This window comes from Bradyrhizobium australafricanum (assembly GCF_020329495.1).
Classification (GTDB): domain Bacteria; phylum Pseudomonadota; class Alphaproteobacteria; order Rhizobiales; family Xanthobacteraceae; genus Bradyrhizobium; species Bradyrhizobium australafricanum.
Genome location: NZ_JAGKJL010000023.1, coordinates 99,442 through 116,572, shown reverse-complemented (window position 1 = coordinate 116,572; position 17,131 = coordinate 99,442). Strand labels below are relative to the sequence as shown.

The 17,131-nt window shown below is 65.5% G+C and carries 12 protein-coding genes and 1 pseudogene; 2 read left to right on the top strand and 11 right to left on the bottom strand.

Annotated features, from left to right (window positions below):
• Positions 1-17 precede the first annotated feature (17 nt).
• Positions 18-368: a GrlR family regulatory protein gene (locus tag J6525_RS21695; protein WP_057015832.1), complete on the top strand. Its 351-nt coding sequence runs from the start codon at positions 18-20 to the stop codon at positions 366-368.
• A 176-nt stretch (positions 369-544) separates the two neighbouring features.
• Here the strand turns inward: J6525_RS21695 and J6525_RS21690 are convergent, their stop codons facing one another.
• From J6525_RS21690 to J6525_RS21640, 11 genes and pseudogenes are all read right to left on the bottom strand, one after another.
• Positions 545-3,226 (bottom strand): PAS domain S-box protein, encoded by a 2,682-nt coding sequence (locus tag J6525_RS21690; RefSeq protein WP_225646200.1) that lies wholly within the window; start codon positions 3,224-3,226, stop codon positions 545-547.
• Between the two features lie 149 nt (positions 3,227-3,375).
• On the bottom strand, positions 3,376-4,347 hold the full coding sequence (locus J6525_RS21685) for a Bug family tripartite tricarboxylate transporter substrate binding protein (protein WP_225646199.1): 972 nt from the start codon (positions 4,345-4,347) through the stop codon (positions 3,376-3,378).
• A 187-nt stretch (positions 4,348-4,534) separates the two neighbouring features.
• Positions 4,535-5,442 (bottom strand): annotated as a pseudogene (locus J6525_RS21680) (DMT family transporter).
• Between the two features lie 272 nt (positions 5,443-5,714).
• On the bottom strand, positions 5,715-6,515 hold the full coding sequence (locus J6525_RS21675; protein ID WP_225646198.1) for an NUDIX hydrolase: 801 nt from the start codon (positions 6,513-6,515) through the stop codon (positions 5,715-5,717).
• Between the two features lie 2 nt (positions 6,516-6,517).
• Positions 6,518-7,474 carry a dihydrodipicolinate synthase family protein gene (locus J6525_RS21670; protein WP_141340969.1) on the bottom strand — a complete coding sequence of 319 codons (957 nt, stop codon included), beginning with the start codon at positions 7,472-7,474 and terminating at the stop codon, positions 6,518-6,520.
• 94 nt (positions 7,475-7,568) lie between these two features.
• Positions 7,569-8,450, bottom strand: a complete 882-nt coding sequence (locus tag J6525_RS21665) for an SDR family oxidoreductase (RefSeq protein ID WP_076831307.1) — start codon at positions 8,448-8,450, stop codon at positions 7,569-7,571.
• Positions 8,451-8,640: 190 nt separating this feature from the next.
• On the bottom strand, positions 8,641-9,501 hold the full coding sequence (locus J6525_RS21660) for a MaoC family dehydratase (protein ID WP_225161766.1): 861 nt from the start codon (positions 9,499-9,501) through the stop codon (positions 8,641-8,643).
• Between the two features lie 208 nt (positions 9,502-9,709).
• Positions 9,710-10,099, bottom strand: coding sequence for a Zn-ribbon domain-containing OB-fold protein (locus J6525_RS21655; protein ID WP_076831312.1), 390 nt, complete (start codon positions 10,097-10,099; stop codon positions 9,710-9,712).
• Complete coding sequence (locus tag J6525_RS21650; protein ID WP_225646197.1) at positions 10,099-11,256, bottom strand: thiolase family protein; 1,158 nt, start codon at positions 11,254-11,256, stop codon at positions 10,099-10,101. Before J6525_RS21650 ends, J6525_RS21655 begins: the two co-directional genes overlap by 1 nt.
• A gap of 417 nt (positions 11,257-11,673) precedes the next feature.
• A complete protein-coding gene (locus J6525_RS21645) occupies positions 11,674-12,177 on the bottom strand; it encodes a DUF4262 domain-containing protein (RefSeq protein WP_225646196.1) in 504 nt (167 codons plus the stop codon).
• Positions 12,178-12,180: 3 nt separating this feature from the next.
• Positions 12,181-15,672 carry an indolepyruvate ferredoxin oxidoreductase family protein gene (locus J6525_RS21640; protein WP_225646195.1) on the bottom strand — a complete coding sequence of 1,164 codons (3,492 nt, stop codon included), beginning with the start codon at positions 15,670-15,672 and terminating at the stop codon, positions 12,181-12,183.
• A 231-nt stretch (positions 15,673-15,903) separates the two neighbouring features.
• On the opposite strand from J6525_RS21640, the gene J6525_RS21635 reads away from it, so the two are divergent.
• The gene (locus J6525_RS21635; protein ID WP_225646194.1) at positions 15,904-17,127 is read left to right on the top strand and encodes a cytochrome c; all 1,224 of its coding nucleotides are present in this window, start codon (positions 15,904-15,906) and stop codon (positions 17,125-17,127) included.
• The last annotated feature ends 4 nt before the right edge of the window (positions 17,128-17,131 follow it).

The following is a 17,131-nucleotide window of genomic DNA, read 5'->3' as shown; positions in this document are numbered from 1 at the left end:
CCAGCAATCGGGACGTCATGAAGAACGGACTTTACTCAATTCACGTCACCCTGCTGGACGGTCGCGTCGGCAAGGGCAGCGGCGTCATTCTCTTCCGCGACGGCCAGATACTGGGCGGCGACGCCTATCTTTACTACACCGGCAGCTACACGGTGAAGGGCGATGCATTCAAGGGCGAAATCCTTGTGCAACGCCACACGACGCCGCGCGACACCGACAACCCGCTGTTCGGCGGGCCCGCGCCCGTCGGCATCGGCGTCTCCGGCACCTTCACCGACACCCGCGGCACCATGAGCGGGACCGCACTGGTCGGCAAGGCGAGCCTCATCTTCGGCGCCACGCTGCACAAGCTCGCGGATATCAATTAGCGGTTTGAAACCATTAGACCTGCCATCCCCGCGCAAAGGCTTCGCCTTTGGCGCTGGAGGAGCGCGCCCTTGCGCGCGTCTCGAAGGGTCGACGGCCATCAGCCGGGCCGAGCATTCTTTGAGACGCGCTTCGCGCTCCTCACGATGACGGAGTCAGAGCGAGCGCTCGTCCCGCCCTACTCCGCGGCCTGCTCCAGCGGCGCGACGCGCGGCAGGATCATCTGGATGCGTGTGCCGTTGCCCGGTGCGGAATCCAGCGAGAGCCGGCCGCCGAGCCGCGTGGTGACGATGCTGTAGACGATGTGCAGGCCGAGCCCGGTGCCGCCCTGATCGCGCCGCGTCGTGAAGAACGGATCGAAGGCGCGGCGGCGCACGTCGAGGCTCATGCCGCAGCCATTGTCGGCGAAGATCACCTCGACATTGTCGCCGCCGGCGGCGTGGACCTGGATCTCGACCTCGCCGGCCTTGCCGTCCGGGAACGCATGCGCAACCGCGTTGAGAAACAGATTGGTCAGCACCTGGCCATACGGTCCCGGATAAGAGTTCATGATCAGGTTCGGCTCGCAATCGACATTGAGCGTCAGATTGTGCTTGCGCAGGCCGGGCCTCAGACTCATCACCACCTGCTCGGTGAGATCGCCGAGGTCGAAGGTGCGCTGGTCCGAATAGTTGCGGTCGGCGGCGACCTGCTTGAACGACTGGATCAGCTCCGCGGCGCGGTTGAGATTGGCGACGAGTTGCGAGGAGGCATCGCGCGCCGTGTTCAGGAAATCGTTGAGGCTGGAGCGGCGCAGGTCGCCGCGCTCGACCTGGGTGGCGAAATTCGCGGTCTTGCGCTCCAGCGCGGACGCCACCGTCAGGCTGATGCCGACGGGATTGTTGACCTCATGGGCGACGCCGGCCACCAGGCGGCCGAGCGCGGCGAGCTTTTCGGCCTCGATCAGCGAATTCTGGGTTTCCCGCAGATTGCGCAACGCGGCCTCCGCGGAATCCCTCGCCTTGCGCATCTCCTGCTCGGAGCGCTTGCGCTCGCCGATGTCGAGCGCGACCGTGACGATGTTCTCGATCTCGCCTTGCGCGTCGAGGATCGGCAGCTTGTTGACCAGCCATTGCCGCATGTTGCCGGCGACGTCCTTGTACTCCTCTTCATAGAAGCCGAGCTCGCGCCGCGCCGACAGGACGCGCTTGTCGTTCTCATCGGTCTTCGCCGCGCCATAGCGCGACATCAGCTCGCCGGTGGTCTGGCCGATCGCGTCCTGCGGCTCGATGCCGAAGATTCCCGCCATGTAGCGGTTCATCAGCACGTAGCGCAGGTCGCGGTCCTTGACGTTGATGACGGCGGGCACGGTGTCGATGACCATCTGCAACAGCCGACGGCCTTCGGCGATCGCGTCTTCGGCGCGCTTCTGGTCGGTGATGTCGCGCACCGTGCCCTCGTAGCGGATCACTTCGCCCTCGTCGTTGCGGACGACGGTCGCCGAATCGGACAGCCACAGCACGGTGCCGTCGCTCGCGCGCACCTGGTACTCGTAGTCGCGCACCGTGCCGTCGCGCTGCATCAGCTGCTGGTACTGCTCGCGCGCCGCCGGATCCACGTAGACGGTGGTGGCGATGTCGTCGATGCCCTTGATCAGGTCCTGCGGCGCGGCATAGCCCATCATCCGCGCCAGCGCCGGATTGGCGTTGAGCAGCGCGCCGCCCGGCGTCGTGACGTAGATGCCCTCGACCGACGCCTCGAACAGCTTGTGGTAGCTCTCCTCGGCGAGCCGCTGCTCGGCGAGCGCGCGCAGCGCTGCCTCGCGCGCGCTGTCGGCGTCGACCAGGGTCTGGCGGAACACTTCGGCGGCGCGCGCGATATCGCCGATCTCGTTGTCGAGGTCGGCGCCGGGAATGAACGCGCTCTTCTCGCCGCCGGCGACCTTGCGGATCGAGCCCGCGATCCTGGCGAGCGGGCGGACGGTGCGGCGAACCACCAACACCGACGCGAACAGGCCGATCAGCACACCCGCCGTGCCGAGCACGATGCTCTGCCATTTTGCTTCGGCCAGCGTCCGGGCAAAATCGCGCGACAGCACGTGGCCGCGGCGAGAGCTGAGCTCGCGCAGCAGCTCGGTGACCTTCTGGATCAACCGGCCTTCGGCGCCGAGCACCTCCTTGTCGATGTCGGCGATCTGGCCCTCGCGCACCGAGACCGCGATGATCGCCTCGGCATAATTGCCGACAGCGCCGCGCAGCGCGGGATCGGAGATGGTCATCGCCCGCATGCTCTGCGCGGCCTGCTCGGCAGCGGACGTGTTGTGCGCCAGCAATGCGGTGGCAATCCGGCTCTGGGATTGCGACAGCGCATTGGCCAGCGCCGCATCGTTGCTCGCGGCGACCGCCTTGTCGAAGGCGTCGCGCAGCGGCGGCAGCCCGGCGACCAGCTCGGCGCGGCGACTGAGCAGCGCCGAGATGCGCTCGATGCCGTTGCGATAGGTCGCTAGACGCTGGGTGACGCCGTCGATCATGTCCTGCTGCTCGGGCGCCAGCTTGATGCGGGTCTTTTTCAGGATCTCGCTCAGCGACTGGGCCGCCTCCGCGACCTGGACCGACTGGCTGCCCGGCTCGGTGACGAAGTCGCGCGCCGCCAGTCGCAGCTCGTTCATGCGGCGGTCGATATCCTCGGCGATGTCGCCGACGCTCTGCAGCCGCTGCAGCTCGGCGAAGGTCGTATCGATGTGACGGATCGCGATCACGCTGGCGGTGGATGTGATGATGATCACAGCCAGGACCAGCAGGAAGCTGCCGAACGTGAGCTGGCCAATGGAGAGGGAGAACGCACGCGGCGCTTGCGAATTCGGCGGCAATTCAGCGGTCATGTCATCAAGGCCGGGGTCCAATGCGCCCTAATATACGGGAAATTACGGACTTTGGGGAAACATGCTGCACGGCCCAACCCGCGGGCGGTGTGACCGGCGTCACCCCGGGGCGGGTGCCGGTGGCCGATTCCGGCACAGGGCGGCGGGGCTCAGTCCGGCGGGATGCCGGCCTCCTTGACCACCCTGGCCCAGAGCGCAACGTCCGCCTTGATGATATCGGCGAACTGCTTCAGCGGCGCGCTACGGGCGTCGCAACCGGCGACATCCAGCTTCTTGCGCACCTCGGTGGAAGCCAGCGCGGTTTCGAGCGCCCCGCTGATGCGTTCGACCACCGGCTGCGGCGTGCCGGCCGGCACCACGAAGCCGAACCACGGCGTCACCTGCGCCTCGGCAAACCCCTGCTCGGCCATGGTCGGCACGTCGGGGAAATACTTCGAGCGGCCGTCGCTGATCGCCCCGATGATCCGGATGCTGCCGGACTGCACCTGGGCCAGCGCCTGGTTGGCCGACAGGAAGCTCGAGGTGATCAGGCCGCTCGTGATATCGGGCACCATCTGCGGATAGCCGCGATAGCCGATCGCGGTGACGTCGATGCCGGCGAGCCGCTTGAACAGCTCGAAGCCGAGATGGCCGGTCGAGCCCTTGCCGGGATGGCTGTAGTTCAGCGTCCCCGGCTTGGCCTTGGCCAGCGCGACATAGTCGGCGACGGTCTTCACCGGCAGCGAGGTCGGCACGATGAAGAAGTTCGGGGCGAGACAGATCTGCCCGACCGGCACGAAGTCCCTGACCGGATCCCAGCGCAGCTGCGTGTTCAGTGCCGGGCTTGCGGTGAAGAAGGTCGTCACCAACAGCCATGTGTAGCCGTCGGGAGCGGCGCGTGCGACCTCCTCGGCCGCGATCGAGCCGTTGGCGCCGGATTTAGCCTCGACGACGATCGTCCCCTTCCACTGCTCCTGCATGTCCTGCGCCATGATGCGCGCGAACACGTCGGCGACGCTGCCCGGCGCGTAGGGAATGACGATGCGGATCGGCCGGTTCGGGAAGTCCTGCGCGCGCACCGTGCCGGTCATCGCCAGCAACGCCATGCACGCACCGGCAATGAGGCTGACCCGCCGCAACATCGTCCCGTTTCCCGCCCAGTGATCTCGTTGCGGGCAGCATGCAGGCATTGGCCGGCGGCAGCAAGGCGCCGGTTTCAGCGGGCGAAACTTCAGGCGGCGGCGATCTTGCGCGCAGGAATCGTCATCGCGGCGATGACGTCAGGCCGTGGCGATCCTTCGTGCGGGAATCGTCATCGCGGCGATGACGTCAGGCTGTGGCGATCCTTCGCGCAGGAATCGTCATCGCGGCGACGCCGATCACGACGCAGGCGAGCCCGATCCACGCCGTCGGGCTCAACCGTTCGCCCAGCACCATGACGCTGAGCGCCACCCCGATCGGCACCCGCAAGTAAGCTTGCGCGGTGGTGCCGACCGAGCCGAGGGTCTGGATCAGGCGGAAATAGATCACGAACGCGATCGCGGTCGAGAACACCGCAAGCGCCAGCAATGCGGCGAGCGACGTCGTCGACGGCGAAAGCGTCCAGGGCCGCTCGACGACAAGGCTGAGCGGAACGAGGATCGCGGCGCCCGCGAGCAGCGAACCCGCCGCCGGCGCCATCGGATCGAGCTCCTTGAAGCCGCGGCTGAAGATCGCGGCACAGGCGTAGCAGATGGTGGCGGCGACGATCGCGACCTCGGCCACGATCCCCTGCCCGAGATCGCGGAACGCATCGACGCCGACGATCAGGCAGATGCCGGCCATGCCTGATATCACCCCGAACAGCTTGCGCGGGCTCGCCCCCTCATGGCGGGTGATCGCGGCGGTGAACAGGAAGGTGAAGATCGGCGAGGCCGAATTGAGGATGGTGGCGAGCCCGGCATCGACGAAGCGCTCGCCCCAGGCGATCAGCGTCCACGGGATCACGCTGTTGAGGCAGGCCTGAAAGATGAAGCGGCGCCAGGTCGCGCGATCGGCCGGCATCGACACGCCGCGCATCCGCATGATGACGAGCAGCAAGAGCCCCGCGATCGCGGTGCGCGCCGCGATCAGCGTGATCGGCGGGATGGTCGCGACACCAAGCTTGATGAAGGTATAGGAGCCGCCCACAGGGTGGCGAGCGCGAGCAGCAAGGCGAGCTCGAAGGCCATGCTCGGCTGTCGTGGGGCGGTGGTCATTGGCGGGATTCCGTCTCGATGGTTGAGACGGAAGCTACATCGCTGCGAGGTGATGATATTTCGATATAAGCCGAAATGTGGAGAAGCGACTCTCCTTCCCCGTTGTCCCGGCGAAGGCCGGGACCCATTACCACAGGGTTGTGTTGTTGGAAAAAGCTGCAGCCTCGGCGTCGCGCAGCAATGCAGTTCGGTGGTTATGGGTCCCGGCCTTCGCCGGGACGACATAGCGCTGCCTGTGAGTCACGCACTCGCCGTCTCTCAGGACGGCGGACCTACCCCAGCGCCCCGACGTCGAACACCTCGCCATCGTACCCCGCTTCCTTGGGGATGCGGAGCTGGCGGCCGGTGGCGGTCTTGGTCATCACGGGCATCACGGCGACGATCGGCTTGCCCTTGCTGTCGGCGAGCGCGGCGCCGACGTTCGGCTGCTTGCCGAGCCGGATCAGGTTGCGCGTGGTCGGGAACGGCAGCTTGAAGCGGCCGGTCTCGCCGCCCTCCAGCGCCTCGCGCGTCGACACCCAGATCGAGTCGGTCGATTCCTTGCCGTCATGGGCGCCGAGCTGCTCGGGCGGCGCGGCGGCCAGGAAGAACCAGGTGTCGAAGCGCTTCGGCATGCCCTCCGGCGTGATCCAGTGCGCATACGGCACGAGCGCGTCGAGCGCGAGCACCATGCCGTTGTCGGTCAGCACCTTGAGGAAGCTGATCTTGCCTTCGTTCAGCGCCGCGCGATGCGCGGTCGCGATCTCGTTCGCACGCTTCGCATCGACCAAATCCTTCGACCCCTGCGGCCGCGCCAGCAGGATGCCGCTCTCCTCGAAGGTCTCGCGGATCGCCGCGATGCGGAAGCCGAGCGCGTCGCCATCGAGCCCTTCCCCGCCCGAATAGAGCGCGGGATCGGCGGCGATCTCCTTGTCGTTCTTGTCGACGCTGCCGCCCGGAAACACCAGCGCACCCGAGTTGAACTCGATCTGGTGATGGCGAACCATCATGAAGACTTCGATTTCACGTGACGCCGCGCCGTCGCGCAGCAGCAGCACGGTCGAGGCAAGGCGGGGGGCAACGATCTCGGTCATGATTAGCCTGCTGCACTGGATTGCGGTTGCAGATTGGCGCGGCGATCGACGCGCGCCACGCGGGAAAGCAGATAGTCGACCTCGGCCCTCGCCTGCGGCGTGATGACCGCACCCGGCTTGCGCTGGGCGCTGGAGGAGATGATGCCGCGCTTCTGCAGCACGTATTTGCGCACCGTCAGGCCAACGCCGGGCTGCTGCTCGTAGCGGATCAGCGGCAGATGCGCGTCGAACAGATCATGCGCCGCATCGCGCTTGCCGGCCTTGGACAGGTTGACGACGTCGATCAGCAGTTCGGGGAAGGCATAGCCGGTCATCGCACCATCGGCGCCGCGCTCCATCTCGAAATCGAGGAAAAGGCCGCCATTGCCGACCAGGATCGACAACGGCCGCAGCGAGCCGTCCTTCTGGAAATTGCGCAGGGTCGAGATCTTCTCCAGGCCCGGCCAGTCCTCGTGCTTGAGCATCACGCAGGACGGCGAATCCATCACGATCTTGCGGATCACCGCCGGCGTGAACACGACGGTCAGCGTCAGCGGATAGTCCTGCAGCACCCAGGGAATATCGTCGCCGATCGCTTCCTGCGCCTGCTTGAAATAGCCGATGATCTGGTCGTCGGTGCGCAAATGCGGCGGCGGCGCGATCATGACGCCGGCGGCGCCCGCATCCATCGACTTCTTCGCCAGCGAGCGCATCGTGGCAAAGCCCGGCGCCGAGACGCCGACGATGACCTGCAGCTTCTTGGCGCGCTTGACGAAGCGCAGCGCGACCTGCTCCGCCTCCGCGGCATCGAGCTTCGGCGCCTCGCCCAGGATGCCCAGCACGGTGACGCCGTCGCAGCCGACCTCGGTGTAGAAATCGGTCAGCCGATCGATCGATGCCTCGTCAATGCGGCCGTCGTCATGGAACGGGGTCGGTGCGATCGCGAAGGTTCCGGCGGCCTGGGCGGTGAGTTTGGTCATGGGTGCCTCGTCTGTTTCCGCCCTCTATACAGCGTCATTTCCCGATGCGCCATTGCGCATCGGGAAGCCGTCCCCGCGGTCGCGGGTGCAATCCTTACTTGAACCGCCGCGCCGACTTCTTGATCTCTTCCTCGGAGAAGAAGATCTCCTTGGCGTGGGTGACGATGTCCTCCGCCTTCCATCCCGTGAATGGCGGCGTCCAGCCCTCCATTTCCATCATCCGCATCTCGCGGACGCCGCGCGGGCCCGAGACGCCGAGGACCTTGCCGGTCTGGTCGCCCGACAGGTCGCTGACCATGTAGAGCACGGCCGGCGCGATGCCATCCGGGCCGAGCGCCGCACCCGGGTTCTCCTTGTAGCGCGGCAGGTCCGCGGTCATGCGGGTCAGCGCGCCCGGCGCCAGGGTCCAGATCCGGATGTTGTACTTGCGGCCCTCAATCGCCAGCACGTTGGAGAGGCCCCAGATGCCGCCCTTGGCCGCCCCGTAATTGGTCTGGCCGAAATTGCCGATCAGGCCCGAGGTCGAGGACGTGTTGACGATGACGCCGCCGCCATTGTCGCGCATCCATTTGAACACCGGCTGGGTGCAGCAGAAGGTGCCCTTCAGATGCACCTTCATCACTTTGTCCCAGTTCGCTTCCTTGGCCTTGTGGAAGGTCTCGTCGAGCAGGATGCCGGCATTGTTGACCAGAATGTCGGCGCGGCCGAAATGCTTGATGGCATCGTCGAACACCGACTGGCCGCCGGCGAGCGTCGAGATATCGGCGCCGTTGGCGACGGCGCGGCCGCCCTCGGCCTTGATCGCGTCGACCACCTTGTCGGCCATCGACTTGTCGGAACCCGAGCCGTCGCGCGGGCCGCCGAGATCGTTGACCACCACGGCCGCGCCCTCGCGCGCAAACAGTTTCGCATAGGCTTCACCAAGCCCGCCGCCGGCGCCCGTGATCAGCGCCACCTTGCCGTCGAGTAGTCCCATGGTTGTTTTCTCCCTTTATTGGTGCTCTTTCTTACCTCGCCCCGCTTGCGGGGGAGGTCGGATCGCATCGCGAGATGCGATCCGGGTGAGGGGGTACAGATCTGTCCGCAGACCACCGTTGCGGTGAGAGAGCCCCTCACCCCCCCTCTCCCCGCAAGAGCGGGGCGAGGGAGTGCATCACCCTCGCCGCTTAAGCCAGCACCGTCTTGCCGCTCTTGATCACGGTGACGCCGCGCGACTTCACCTTGGCCTCGAACGACACCACATTGCCGTCCTTCCACAGCTCCATGGTCACGGTCTCACCGGGGAACACCGGCGAGGAGAACCGCGCCACGTGCTGCTTGAAGGCGGACGGATCGTAGTCGGCATAGGTCTGCAGCACGCCGCGGCAGGTGATGCCGTAGGTGCACATGCCGTGCAGGATCGGCCGCGGGAAGCCGGCCTTCTTGGCGAACTCCGGATCGGAGTGCAGCGGGTTGCGGTCGCCGCACAGCCGATAGACCAGCGCCTGGTCGGGCCGCGTCGTGATGTCGACCACCTTGTCCGGCGCGCGCTCCGGCACCTTGTGCGGCTCGGGCTGGCCATCGGACGGGCCGCCGAAGCCGCCATCGCCGCGGGCGAAGCGCGAGGCGACCAGCGTGGCGAGCTTGTCGCCCTTCTCGTCCTTCAGCACGGTCTGGTGGCGGATCACCGCGCCCTTGTCCTTGCCCTTGTCGAACACGTCGAGCACGGTCGAGTCGGCCGTGATGTGCGCGGCGGTCGCGAACGGCTTGTGGAAGGTGATGTCGCGCTCGCCGTCGACCACCATGACGCGGTTGAGGTTCATCTCGCCGGGACCGGCGCCCCAGGCCGCGACCGAGGCAAACGTCGGCACCACCTTGAGCGGGCGCGGCGTCAGCACGCCCTCATTGACGAAGGCGAGCTCCTTCTCGTCCATCGGATCGGCACCCAGGCCGATGCCATAGGCATAGAGCATCACGTCGCGGTCGGTGTAGCTGTATTTCTGGCCGAGATTCTTCAGGGCCATCAGCTGTTCGTACACGATCGGCATTGTTGTTTTCTCCCCGAATGTATTCTTAACGGCACGGTGCCCATTACTGCGCCCTCTCCCCTTGTGGGAGAGGGCAGCACCGGCAGTCGTCTCAAACTCGTTTCGGTGAGGGGTTCGCGCCATAGAGAGATTCTCTACGCGGAGAGAGACCCCTCACCCGCCTTCGCTTTCAGCGAAGGCACCCTCTCCCACAAGGGAGAGGGTAAAATCAGGCCGGCGTGAAGAACGGCAGTGGGGCGCCGTCGGTCGGCTTCCACACCACCTTCACCTTCTGGCCGATCTTCACCTTCTCCAGATCGCAATCGACGATGTTGGTCTGCAGCGACGGACCTTCCTTCAGCGTCACATAGGCGATCGCATAGGGACCGGTCGGCGACTTCCGCATCAGGCTGTAGGTGTAGACCGTGGCCTCGCCGCTCGACTCTTCCCACACCGTCTTGTCGGAGAAACAGAACGGGCAGATCGCGCGCGGGAAGTAATGCGCTTCGCCGCAGGTGTTGCAGCGCTTGATCATGAACTTGCCCGCCTTCGCCGCTTCCCAGAACGGCGCGGTCTCCGGATTGGTCACCGGGGCATTGTACTTCTTCGCTTCAGACATCACGCACGCTCCAGAATGCAGGTTGAGGCGGCGTGGCGAACGCCGAGCAGACCGCCGGTGCCGTGGGCGATCGCGAGGTCGCAGTTCTTCACCTGCACCTTCGGATGCGCCTCGCCGCGCAACTGGCGCACAGCCTCGAGGATCTTCGTCATGCCGCCGCGATTGACGGGATGGTTGCTGCACAGGCCGCCGCCGTCGGTGTTGAACGGCAGCTTGCCGACGCCCGAGATCAGATTGCCGTCGGCGACGAACTTGCCGCCCTCGCCCTTCTTGCAGAAGCCGAGGTCCTCGAGCTGCATCAGCACCGTGATGGTGAAGCTGTCATAGATCGAGGCGTATTTGATGTCCTTCGGCGTCACGCCCGCTTCCTCGAAGGCACGCGGACCGGACCACACGCCGGCGGAGTAGGTCAGATCGAGATCCTTGCCGCCGCGCGGGCCCTTCATCGCCTCGCCATGGCCGATCAGACGCACCAGCGGCTTCTTCAGGCTCTTGGCGATCTCGGGCGTCGTGACGATCATCGCGCCGCCGCCGTCGGTGACGACGCAGCAATCCATGCGATGCAGCGGATCGGAGATCATCGGCGAGTTCAGCACGTCCTCGACGGTGACGACCTCTTTCAGCATCGCATGCGGATTGTATTGCGCATGATGCGAGGCCGCGACCTTGATCCAGGCGAGCTGCTCGGAGGTGGTGCCGTAGTCGTGCATATGACGCATGGCACACATGCCATAGGCATTGTGCGTGGTAGCCCCGTAGGCGGATTCGAAATCGGCCTCGGCGCCCGAGGCGCGCGGCGGCATCGGGCCGGTGCGCGGTTTGCCCGCCAGCGTGACCAGCGCGACCGAGCATTTGCCCGCGGCGATCGCCTCGGCGGCGTGGCCGAGATGGATCAGATAGGAACAGCCACCGGTCTCGGTGGAGTCGACATGACGCAGCTTCTTGGTGTTGAGGCCGAGATAATCGACCATCGGCCACAGCCCGCCCGGCGCGTCGCCGGCGCAGAAATAACCGTCGATGTCGTCCTTCGTGAGCCCGGCGTCCTCGATCGCGCCCTTGGCGACCTCGGCGTGCAGCTGTGCTGTTGATTTATCGGGTGCGTGCCGGGTGGGATGTTCGTAGATCCCGGCAATGTAGGCCTTGCCCTTGATGGTCAAATCGCTCTCCGCTGGCGTTTCTTCGCTCGAGCGTTTTTCTGAACCGACGACGCGACCTTGGCAAGCGCGGAAATATTCCGTCAGGCGAGACTGTCTCCGCAACTCAATCGTCGTCTCGGCGAAAGCCGGGACCCATAACCACAGGATTGTGTGGTGAGAGTGAGCTGTGGCCCCAGCGTCGCGCTACAACGAAGCGCGGTGGTTATGGGTCCCGGCTCCCGTGCGCAATTGCGCACTAGGCCAGGACGACACCGAATGTATGGCTACTCTACTCCGCCGCCATCTGCCGCGGCGCGGGCGGCGGATTGCCGAGATCGGCGGCGAGTTGCGCGTAGCGAACCTTCGCTTCCTCTCGCAAAGGCGGTGCTGCTAGCGACCTCTTCTCAAGCTTGGTCCGCGCGGAAATCGCAAGGCACGCTATCGATCGCGCAGCCCGGACCAATTGCCAGCGGTCAAGTCTGGCTGCGCCGACCTAAACTCATCCGATGACCCCGGCGCCCACGGAAACTCTCCGCCTCGATCCGGGAATATGATCTGGTGGCATTCAAAGTTGTCGTTTCCGTAAAACCATCTGCTCCACCCGAGATGGGATCGATAATGCTCGACAGCGACCGGGAGCAGCACCGCGGAGGCATTCTCGAATATCTCTTCCGTTAGCTCGCCAACGGGAAACCGTCGTCCAGCCTCGAGTTCGCGATAGATGTGCCAGAATGTATCCTGGGCGTTCTCCATCGACATTGAGAACAGGATCAATTCCGGAAGCTTGAATTTCAGCCAAAATCCGGTGGTGTACGAGAAGCTCGGGCCTACGTCGTCCGATGCGACATGCGTACCGAACCAGCCATGTCGTCGGATATGCTCGACCAAATTCTGCTCGTGTTTGTCGAGCCGCTCCGGAGCAGCATCGAGCGCTGTGAACACCCCCTACTCCGCCGCCATCTGCCGCGGCGCGGGCGGCGGGTTGGCGAGGTCGGCGGCGAGTTGCGCGTAGCGAACCTTCGCTTCCTTGATCGCCTTGTCCTTCACCGGACCGTAGCCGCGGATGCGATCGGGCAGCGCCAGCAATTCGACCGCAATATCGTGGTTGAGTGGCGACAGCAGGTTCAGCACGGTCGCGACATCCTTCTCGTAGCCCGCGATCAGATTGCGCTCCAGCTTGCGGTCGGCGTTGTAGCCGAAGATGTCGAGCGGCGTGCCGCGCAGGAAGCGGAATCTTGCCAGCACCCTGAAGGCCGACATCATCCACGAACCGAAAGCGCGCTTCTTCGGGCGGCCCTGCGCGTCGAGCCCGCCGCCGAGGATCGGCGGCGCCAGGTTGAAGTTGAACTTGAACTCGCCCTCGAACTGATCGCGCAGCTGCTTCTCGAAGCGGCCGTCGGTGAACAGCCGCGCCACCTCATACTCGTCCTTGTAGGCGAGCAGCTTTGCGTAGTTGATCGCGACCGCGCGCGGCAGCGCCTCGCCATAGCCGCCCTTGGTGGCGGCTTCGCGCACCTGGTCGACCAGCTTGCGATAGCGTTTTGCCAGACGTGCATTCTGGTAGTCGGTCAGGAACGCCATGCGATGGGTGATGATCTCGTCCAGCGACATCGCATCCAGCGATTTCGGTGGGGCGATCTCGTCATCGCCCTTCATCATCCCGCTCAGCCGCGCCGGATCGGCGGCGGCCAGGCGCCCAAGCTGGAACGCCTGGGTGTTCATCTTGATCGAGACGCCGTTGACCTCGATCGCCTGCAGGATCGCCTCCGCCGACAGCGGCAGCAGCCCGCGCTGATACGCAAAGCCCAGCATCATGATGTTGGTGGCGATGGAGTCACCGAGCAGCGCCTCGGCCGGCTTGGTGAAGTCGAAGAAGGCGGAGTCCTTGCGCAGCTCGGTCTCCAGCACGGTGTTGACCTTGCGGCTCTGGAAGTTGAAGTCGCGGTTCAGGATGAAGTCCGCGGTCGGGATCACGTGGCTGTTGATGATGCCGACGGTGCGGCTCGCATCGCACAGCGTGATGGTGTCCTTCGACGCCGCCACGACCTCGTCGGCCGCAAGTACCAGATCGGCCGTTCCGGTCACGATGCGCGAGCAGGTCACGTCGGCGGTGTGCTCGGAGAGCCGGACGTGGCTCAGCACCGCGCCGCCCTTTTGCGCGAGACCTGACATGTCGAGGATCATCGAGGCCTTGCCCTCGATATGGGCGGCCATGCCGAGCAGCGCGCCGATCGTCAGCACGCCGGTGCCGCCGACGCCGCCGACTGCGATGTTGTAGGGCCGGTCGAGCGCGGGCTTGGAGGCCGGCTCCGGCAGATTATCGATGCTGCCGAGCTCGGGCGGCGCGCGACGCCTGAGCTTGCCGCCATCGACCGTGACGAAGGACGGGCAAAAGCCCTTCACGCAGGAATAATCCTTGTTGCAGGTCGACTGGTTGATGGTGCGCTTGCGCCCGAGCTCCGTCTCCAGCGGCTCGACCGAGATGCAGTTCGACTGCACCGAGCAGTCGCCGCAGCCTTCGCAGACGGCAGGATTGATCAGCACGCGACGCTGCGGATCCTCCATCAGGCCGCGCTTGCGGCGACGGCGTTTTTCGGCGGCGCAGGTCTGCACGAACACGATCGCCGACGTGCCCTTGGTGTCGCGGCACATCTTCTGGACGTTCTCGAGCTCGTCGCGATGGAACAGCTTGACGCCGGGCGCGATCGTATCGGTCGGATAGGCGCCCGGATTCTCCGAGACCAGATAGATCTCGCGGATGCCTTCGGCATGGAGCTGGAAGGTGATCTGCTGCGGCGAGAGATCGCCGTCGTGGCGCTGGCCGCCGGTCATGGCGACCGCGTCGTTGTACAGGATCTTGTAGGTGATGTTGGCCTTGGAAGCGATCGACTGGCGGATCGCGAGAATGCCGGAGTGGAAATAGGTGCCGTCGCCGAGATTGGCGAAGACGTGGTTCTCGTTGGTGAACGGCGCGATGCCGACCCACGGCACGCCCTCGCCGCCCATATGGGTGAAGGTCTCGGTCGACCGGTTCATCCAGAGTGCCATGAAGTGGCAGCCGATGCCGGCCAGCGCGCGGCTGCCTTCCGGCACCTTGGTCGAGGTGTTGTGCGGGCAGCCCGAGCAGAAATACGGCGTGCGGCTGACAGGCGCGGTCGCCTGCATCTGCGTCGACTGACGGCCGTTGAACCAGTCGGCCTTGGCACGCAGCATCTCGGCGATTTCGGGATTGAGATTAAGTCGAAGCAGCCGTTCGGTGAGCGAGCTCGCAAGCGAGGCCACGCTTAGCTCGGCGGCGAAGGTCAGGAAGCGCTTGTCGTGATCGTCCATCTTGCCGACGATGCGCGGGCGCACGTCGTCGCGCCAGTTGAACAGCTCCTGCTTGACTTGGTTCTCGACGATCTCGCGGCGCTCCTCGACGATGAAGATCTCCTCGAGGCCGACCGCGAAGTTGCGCACGCCTTCCGGCTCCAGCGGCCAGGGCATGCCGATCTTGTAGAGGCGGATGCCGATCTTGGCGGCGATCTCGGGCGTGATGCCGAGCTCGCGCAAGGCCTGGCGGATGTCCTCGTAGCTCTTGCCCGAGGCCATGATGCCGTAGCGCGCGTTCGGCGAATCCATCGTGATGCGGTTGACCTTGTTGGCGCGGGCAAAGGCGATCGCGGCAAAGCCCTTGTAGTCCTGCAGCCGGCGGTCCTGCTCAAAACGGTCGTCCGGCCAGCGGATGTTGAGGCCGCCAGGCGGCAGCTCGAAATCGGTCGGGATGATGAAAGGCGTCATCTCGTCGGTGAGGTCGATCTCGGCGGTCGTCTCGACCGTCTCGGTGATCACCTTCATGCCGACCCAGCAGCCGGAGTAGCGCGACATCGCGATACCCAGGAGGCCCATCTCGATCATTTCATGGATGCTGGAGGGGTAGAGGTAGGGCATCAGCGCGGAGATGAAGGCGTGGTCGGACTGATGCGGGACGGTGGAGGATTTCGCGCCATGGTCATCGCCGGCAAGGCAGAGCACGCCGCCATGCTTGGCGGAGCCGGCCGCATTGCCGTGGCGGAACACGTCGCCGCAGCGGTCGACGCCGGGGCCCTTGCCGTACCAAATGCCGACCGCGCCATCATATTTGGCGCCCGGCGACAGGGCGAGCTGCTGCGAGCCCCAGATCGCGGTGGCCGCGAGGTCCTCGTTCACGCCGGGCTGGAATTTAATGTTGTACTGCTCGAGATGCTTGCGGGCGGCGAACAGCTGCTGGTCGTAGCCGCCGAGGGGGGAACCGCGATAGCCGGAGATGAAGCCTGCCGTGTTGAGGCCCGCGGCGCGGTCGCGCCTGATCTGCGCCATCGGCAGGCGGACCAGCGCCTGGATGCCGGTCATGAAAACGTGGCCGGTGTCCTGGGTGTATTTCTGGTCGAGGCTGATAGGCCCTTGGTTGATTCCCATTTAGCCCTCTTTTCGCTGGTCGCGACGCTGCTTTTAGCTAGTCATCCGAGCTTGTTAGAACCAGTCTATGTCGGATTTTCCGGCCCGCGCAGCACAATTCTGGGCGACCAGGCCCATCGCTCAAAAATCGCAATTTCGTGCCGGGAATATTGCAGGTCGTTTCGGTTTCTGTCGCAGGACAGGCCCGCGGCGAAATGGCGTGACGCGTCTTGTGGACCGGAAGGTGATCGGATGCGGCGACGATTTCGAACGACGGGTGCGATTCTGGTTGCAGCGCTGTTGTGCGGCGCGCTCGCGACCCGCGAATGTGCCGCCGCGCCGACCGACGACGTCATCGCCCGCGGCAAGGCGCTCACGATCGCCGGCGACTGCGCCAGCTGCCACACGGCCGATCCGGCAAAGCCTTTTGCCGGGGGGAAGCGGATCGACACGCCGTTCGGTGAGGTGTTCTCGCCGAACCTCACCCCCGACCGCGATACCGGCATCGGCGGCTGGGGCGACGACGATTTCCTGCGCGCGCTGCGGAGGGGCGTCGCGCCGAGCGGCGCGCATTATTATCCCGCCTTCCCCTACCCCTATTTTACGAAGCTGATCCGCGACGACATCCTGGCGATCCGTGCCTATCTCGCGACGCTGGCGCCGGTCAACGACAAGGCGCCGCCGGAGCTGCGCTGGCCGTTGAACTATCGCGTGCTGATGCGGGCGTGGAACGCGCTGTTCTTTACGCCGGGCATCATCCAGCCGGACCAGGGCAAGGGTGCGGAATGGAATCGCGGACGCTATCTCGTCGAGGCCCTCGCCCATTGCGGCGCCTGCCACACGCCCAAGAACGCCTTCGGCGCCGACAGGCGCGACCGGGCGCTCAGTGGCAGCAGGGTGCAAGGCATGTTCGCGCCAAGGCTCGATGGCGCCGCGCGCAGCGGGCTGAAATCATGGAGCGTCGCTGACATCGCCGAATATCTGCAGAGCGGCCGCAACCAGCACAGCCATGCCGGCCCCCTGATGTCCGAGGTGGTGCTCAATTCGACCTCGAAGATGCGCGACGCCGACGTGCGCGCGATCGCGGTCTATCTGAAGAGCCTGCCTGCCGGTGCGCCGGAGCCGGAAGTCACCCCGCCCTCGCCGGCGCAGATGAACAATGGCGAACGCATCTACCGCGGCGCCTGCATCGCCTGCCATGAGCTCGACGGCTCCGGCGCGCCGCGGATCTATCCGCCGCTGCCCGGCAACGCCAATCTGCAATCGGCCAATCCGGCGAGCACGCTGCGCATCATCCTCGACGGCGCGCAGACCGTGACCACGCCGCGCGCCCCGAACGGCGGCTCGATGCCGGCCTATCCCAAGCTCACCGACCAGGAGGTCGCGGACGTTGCGACCTACATCCGCAATGCCTGGGGCAACGCGGCGCCGGCCGTCACCGCGGACGAGGTCGCTAAGGTGCGGACGGCGAAATAGCCGT

Coding starts and splice junctions, on each gene's coding strand:
- J6525_RS21695 (WP_057015832.1), top strand. CDS start 18: ATGAAGAACGGACTTTACTCAATTCACGTCACCCTGCTGGACGGTCGC.
- J6525_RS21690 (WP_225646200.1), bottom strand. CDS start 3,226: ATGACCGCTGAATTGCCGCCGAATTCGCAAGCGCCGCGTGCGTTCTCC.
- J6525_RS21685 (WP_225646199.1), bottom strand. CDS start 4,347: ATGTTGCGGCGGGTCAGCCTCATTGCCGGTGCGTGCATGGCGTTGCTG.
- J6525_RS21675 (WP_225646198.1), bottom strand. CDS start 6,515: ATGACCGAGATCGTTGCCCCCCGCCTTGCCTCGACCGTGCTGCTGCTG.
- J6525_RS21670 (WP_141340969.1), bottom strand. CDS start 7,474: ATGACCAAACTCACCGCCCAGGCCGCCGGAACCTTCGCGATCGCACCG.
- J6525_RS21665 (WP_076831307.1), bottom strand. CDS start 8,450: ATGGGACTACTCGACGGCAAGGTGGCGCTGATCACGGGCGCCGGCGGC.
- J6525_RS21660 (WP_225161766.1), bottom strand. CDS start 9,501: ATGCCGATCGTGTACGAACAGCTGATGGCCCTGAAGAATCTCGGCCAG.
- J6525_RS21655 (WP_076831312.1), bottom strand. CDS start 10,099: ATGTCTGAAGCGAAGAAGTACAATGCCCCGGTGACCAATCCGGAGACC.
- J6525_RS21640 (WP_225646195.1), bottom strand. CDS start 15,672: ATGGGAATCAACCAAGGGCCTATCAGCCTCGACCAGAAATACACCCAG.
- J6525_RS21635 (WP_225646194.1), top strand. CDS start 15,904: ATGCGGCGACGATTTCGAACGACGGGTGCGATTCTGGTTGCAGCGCTG.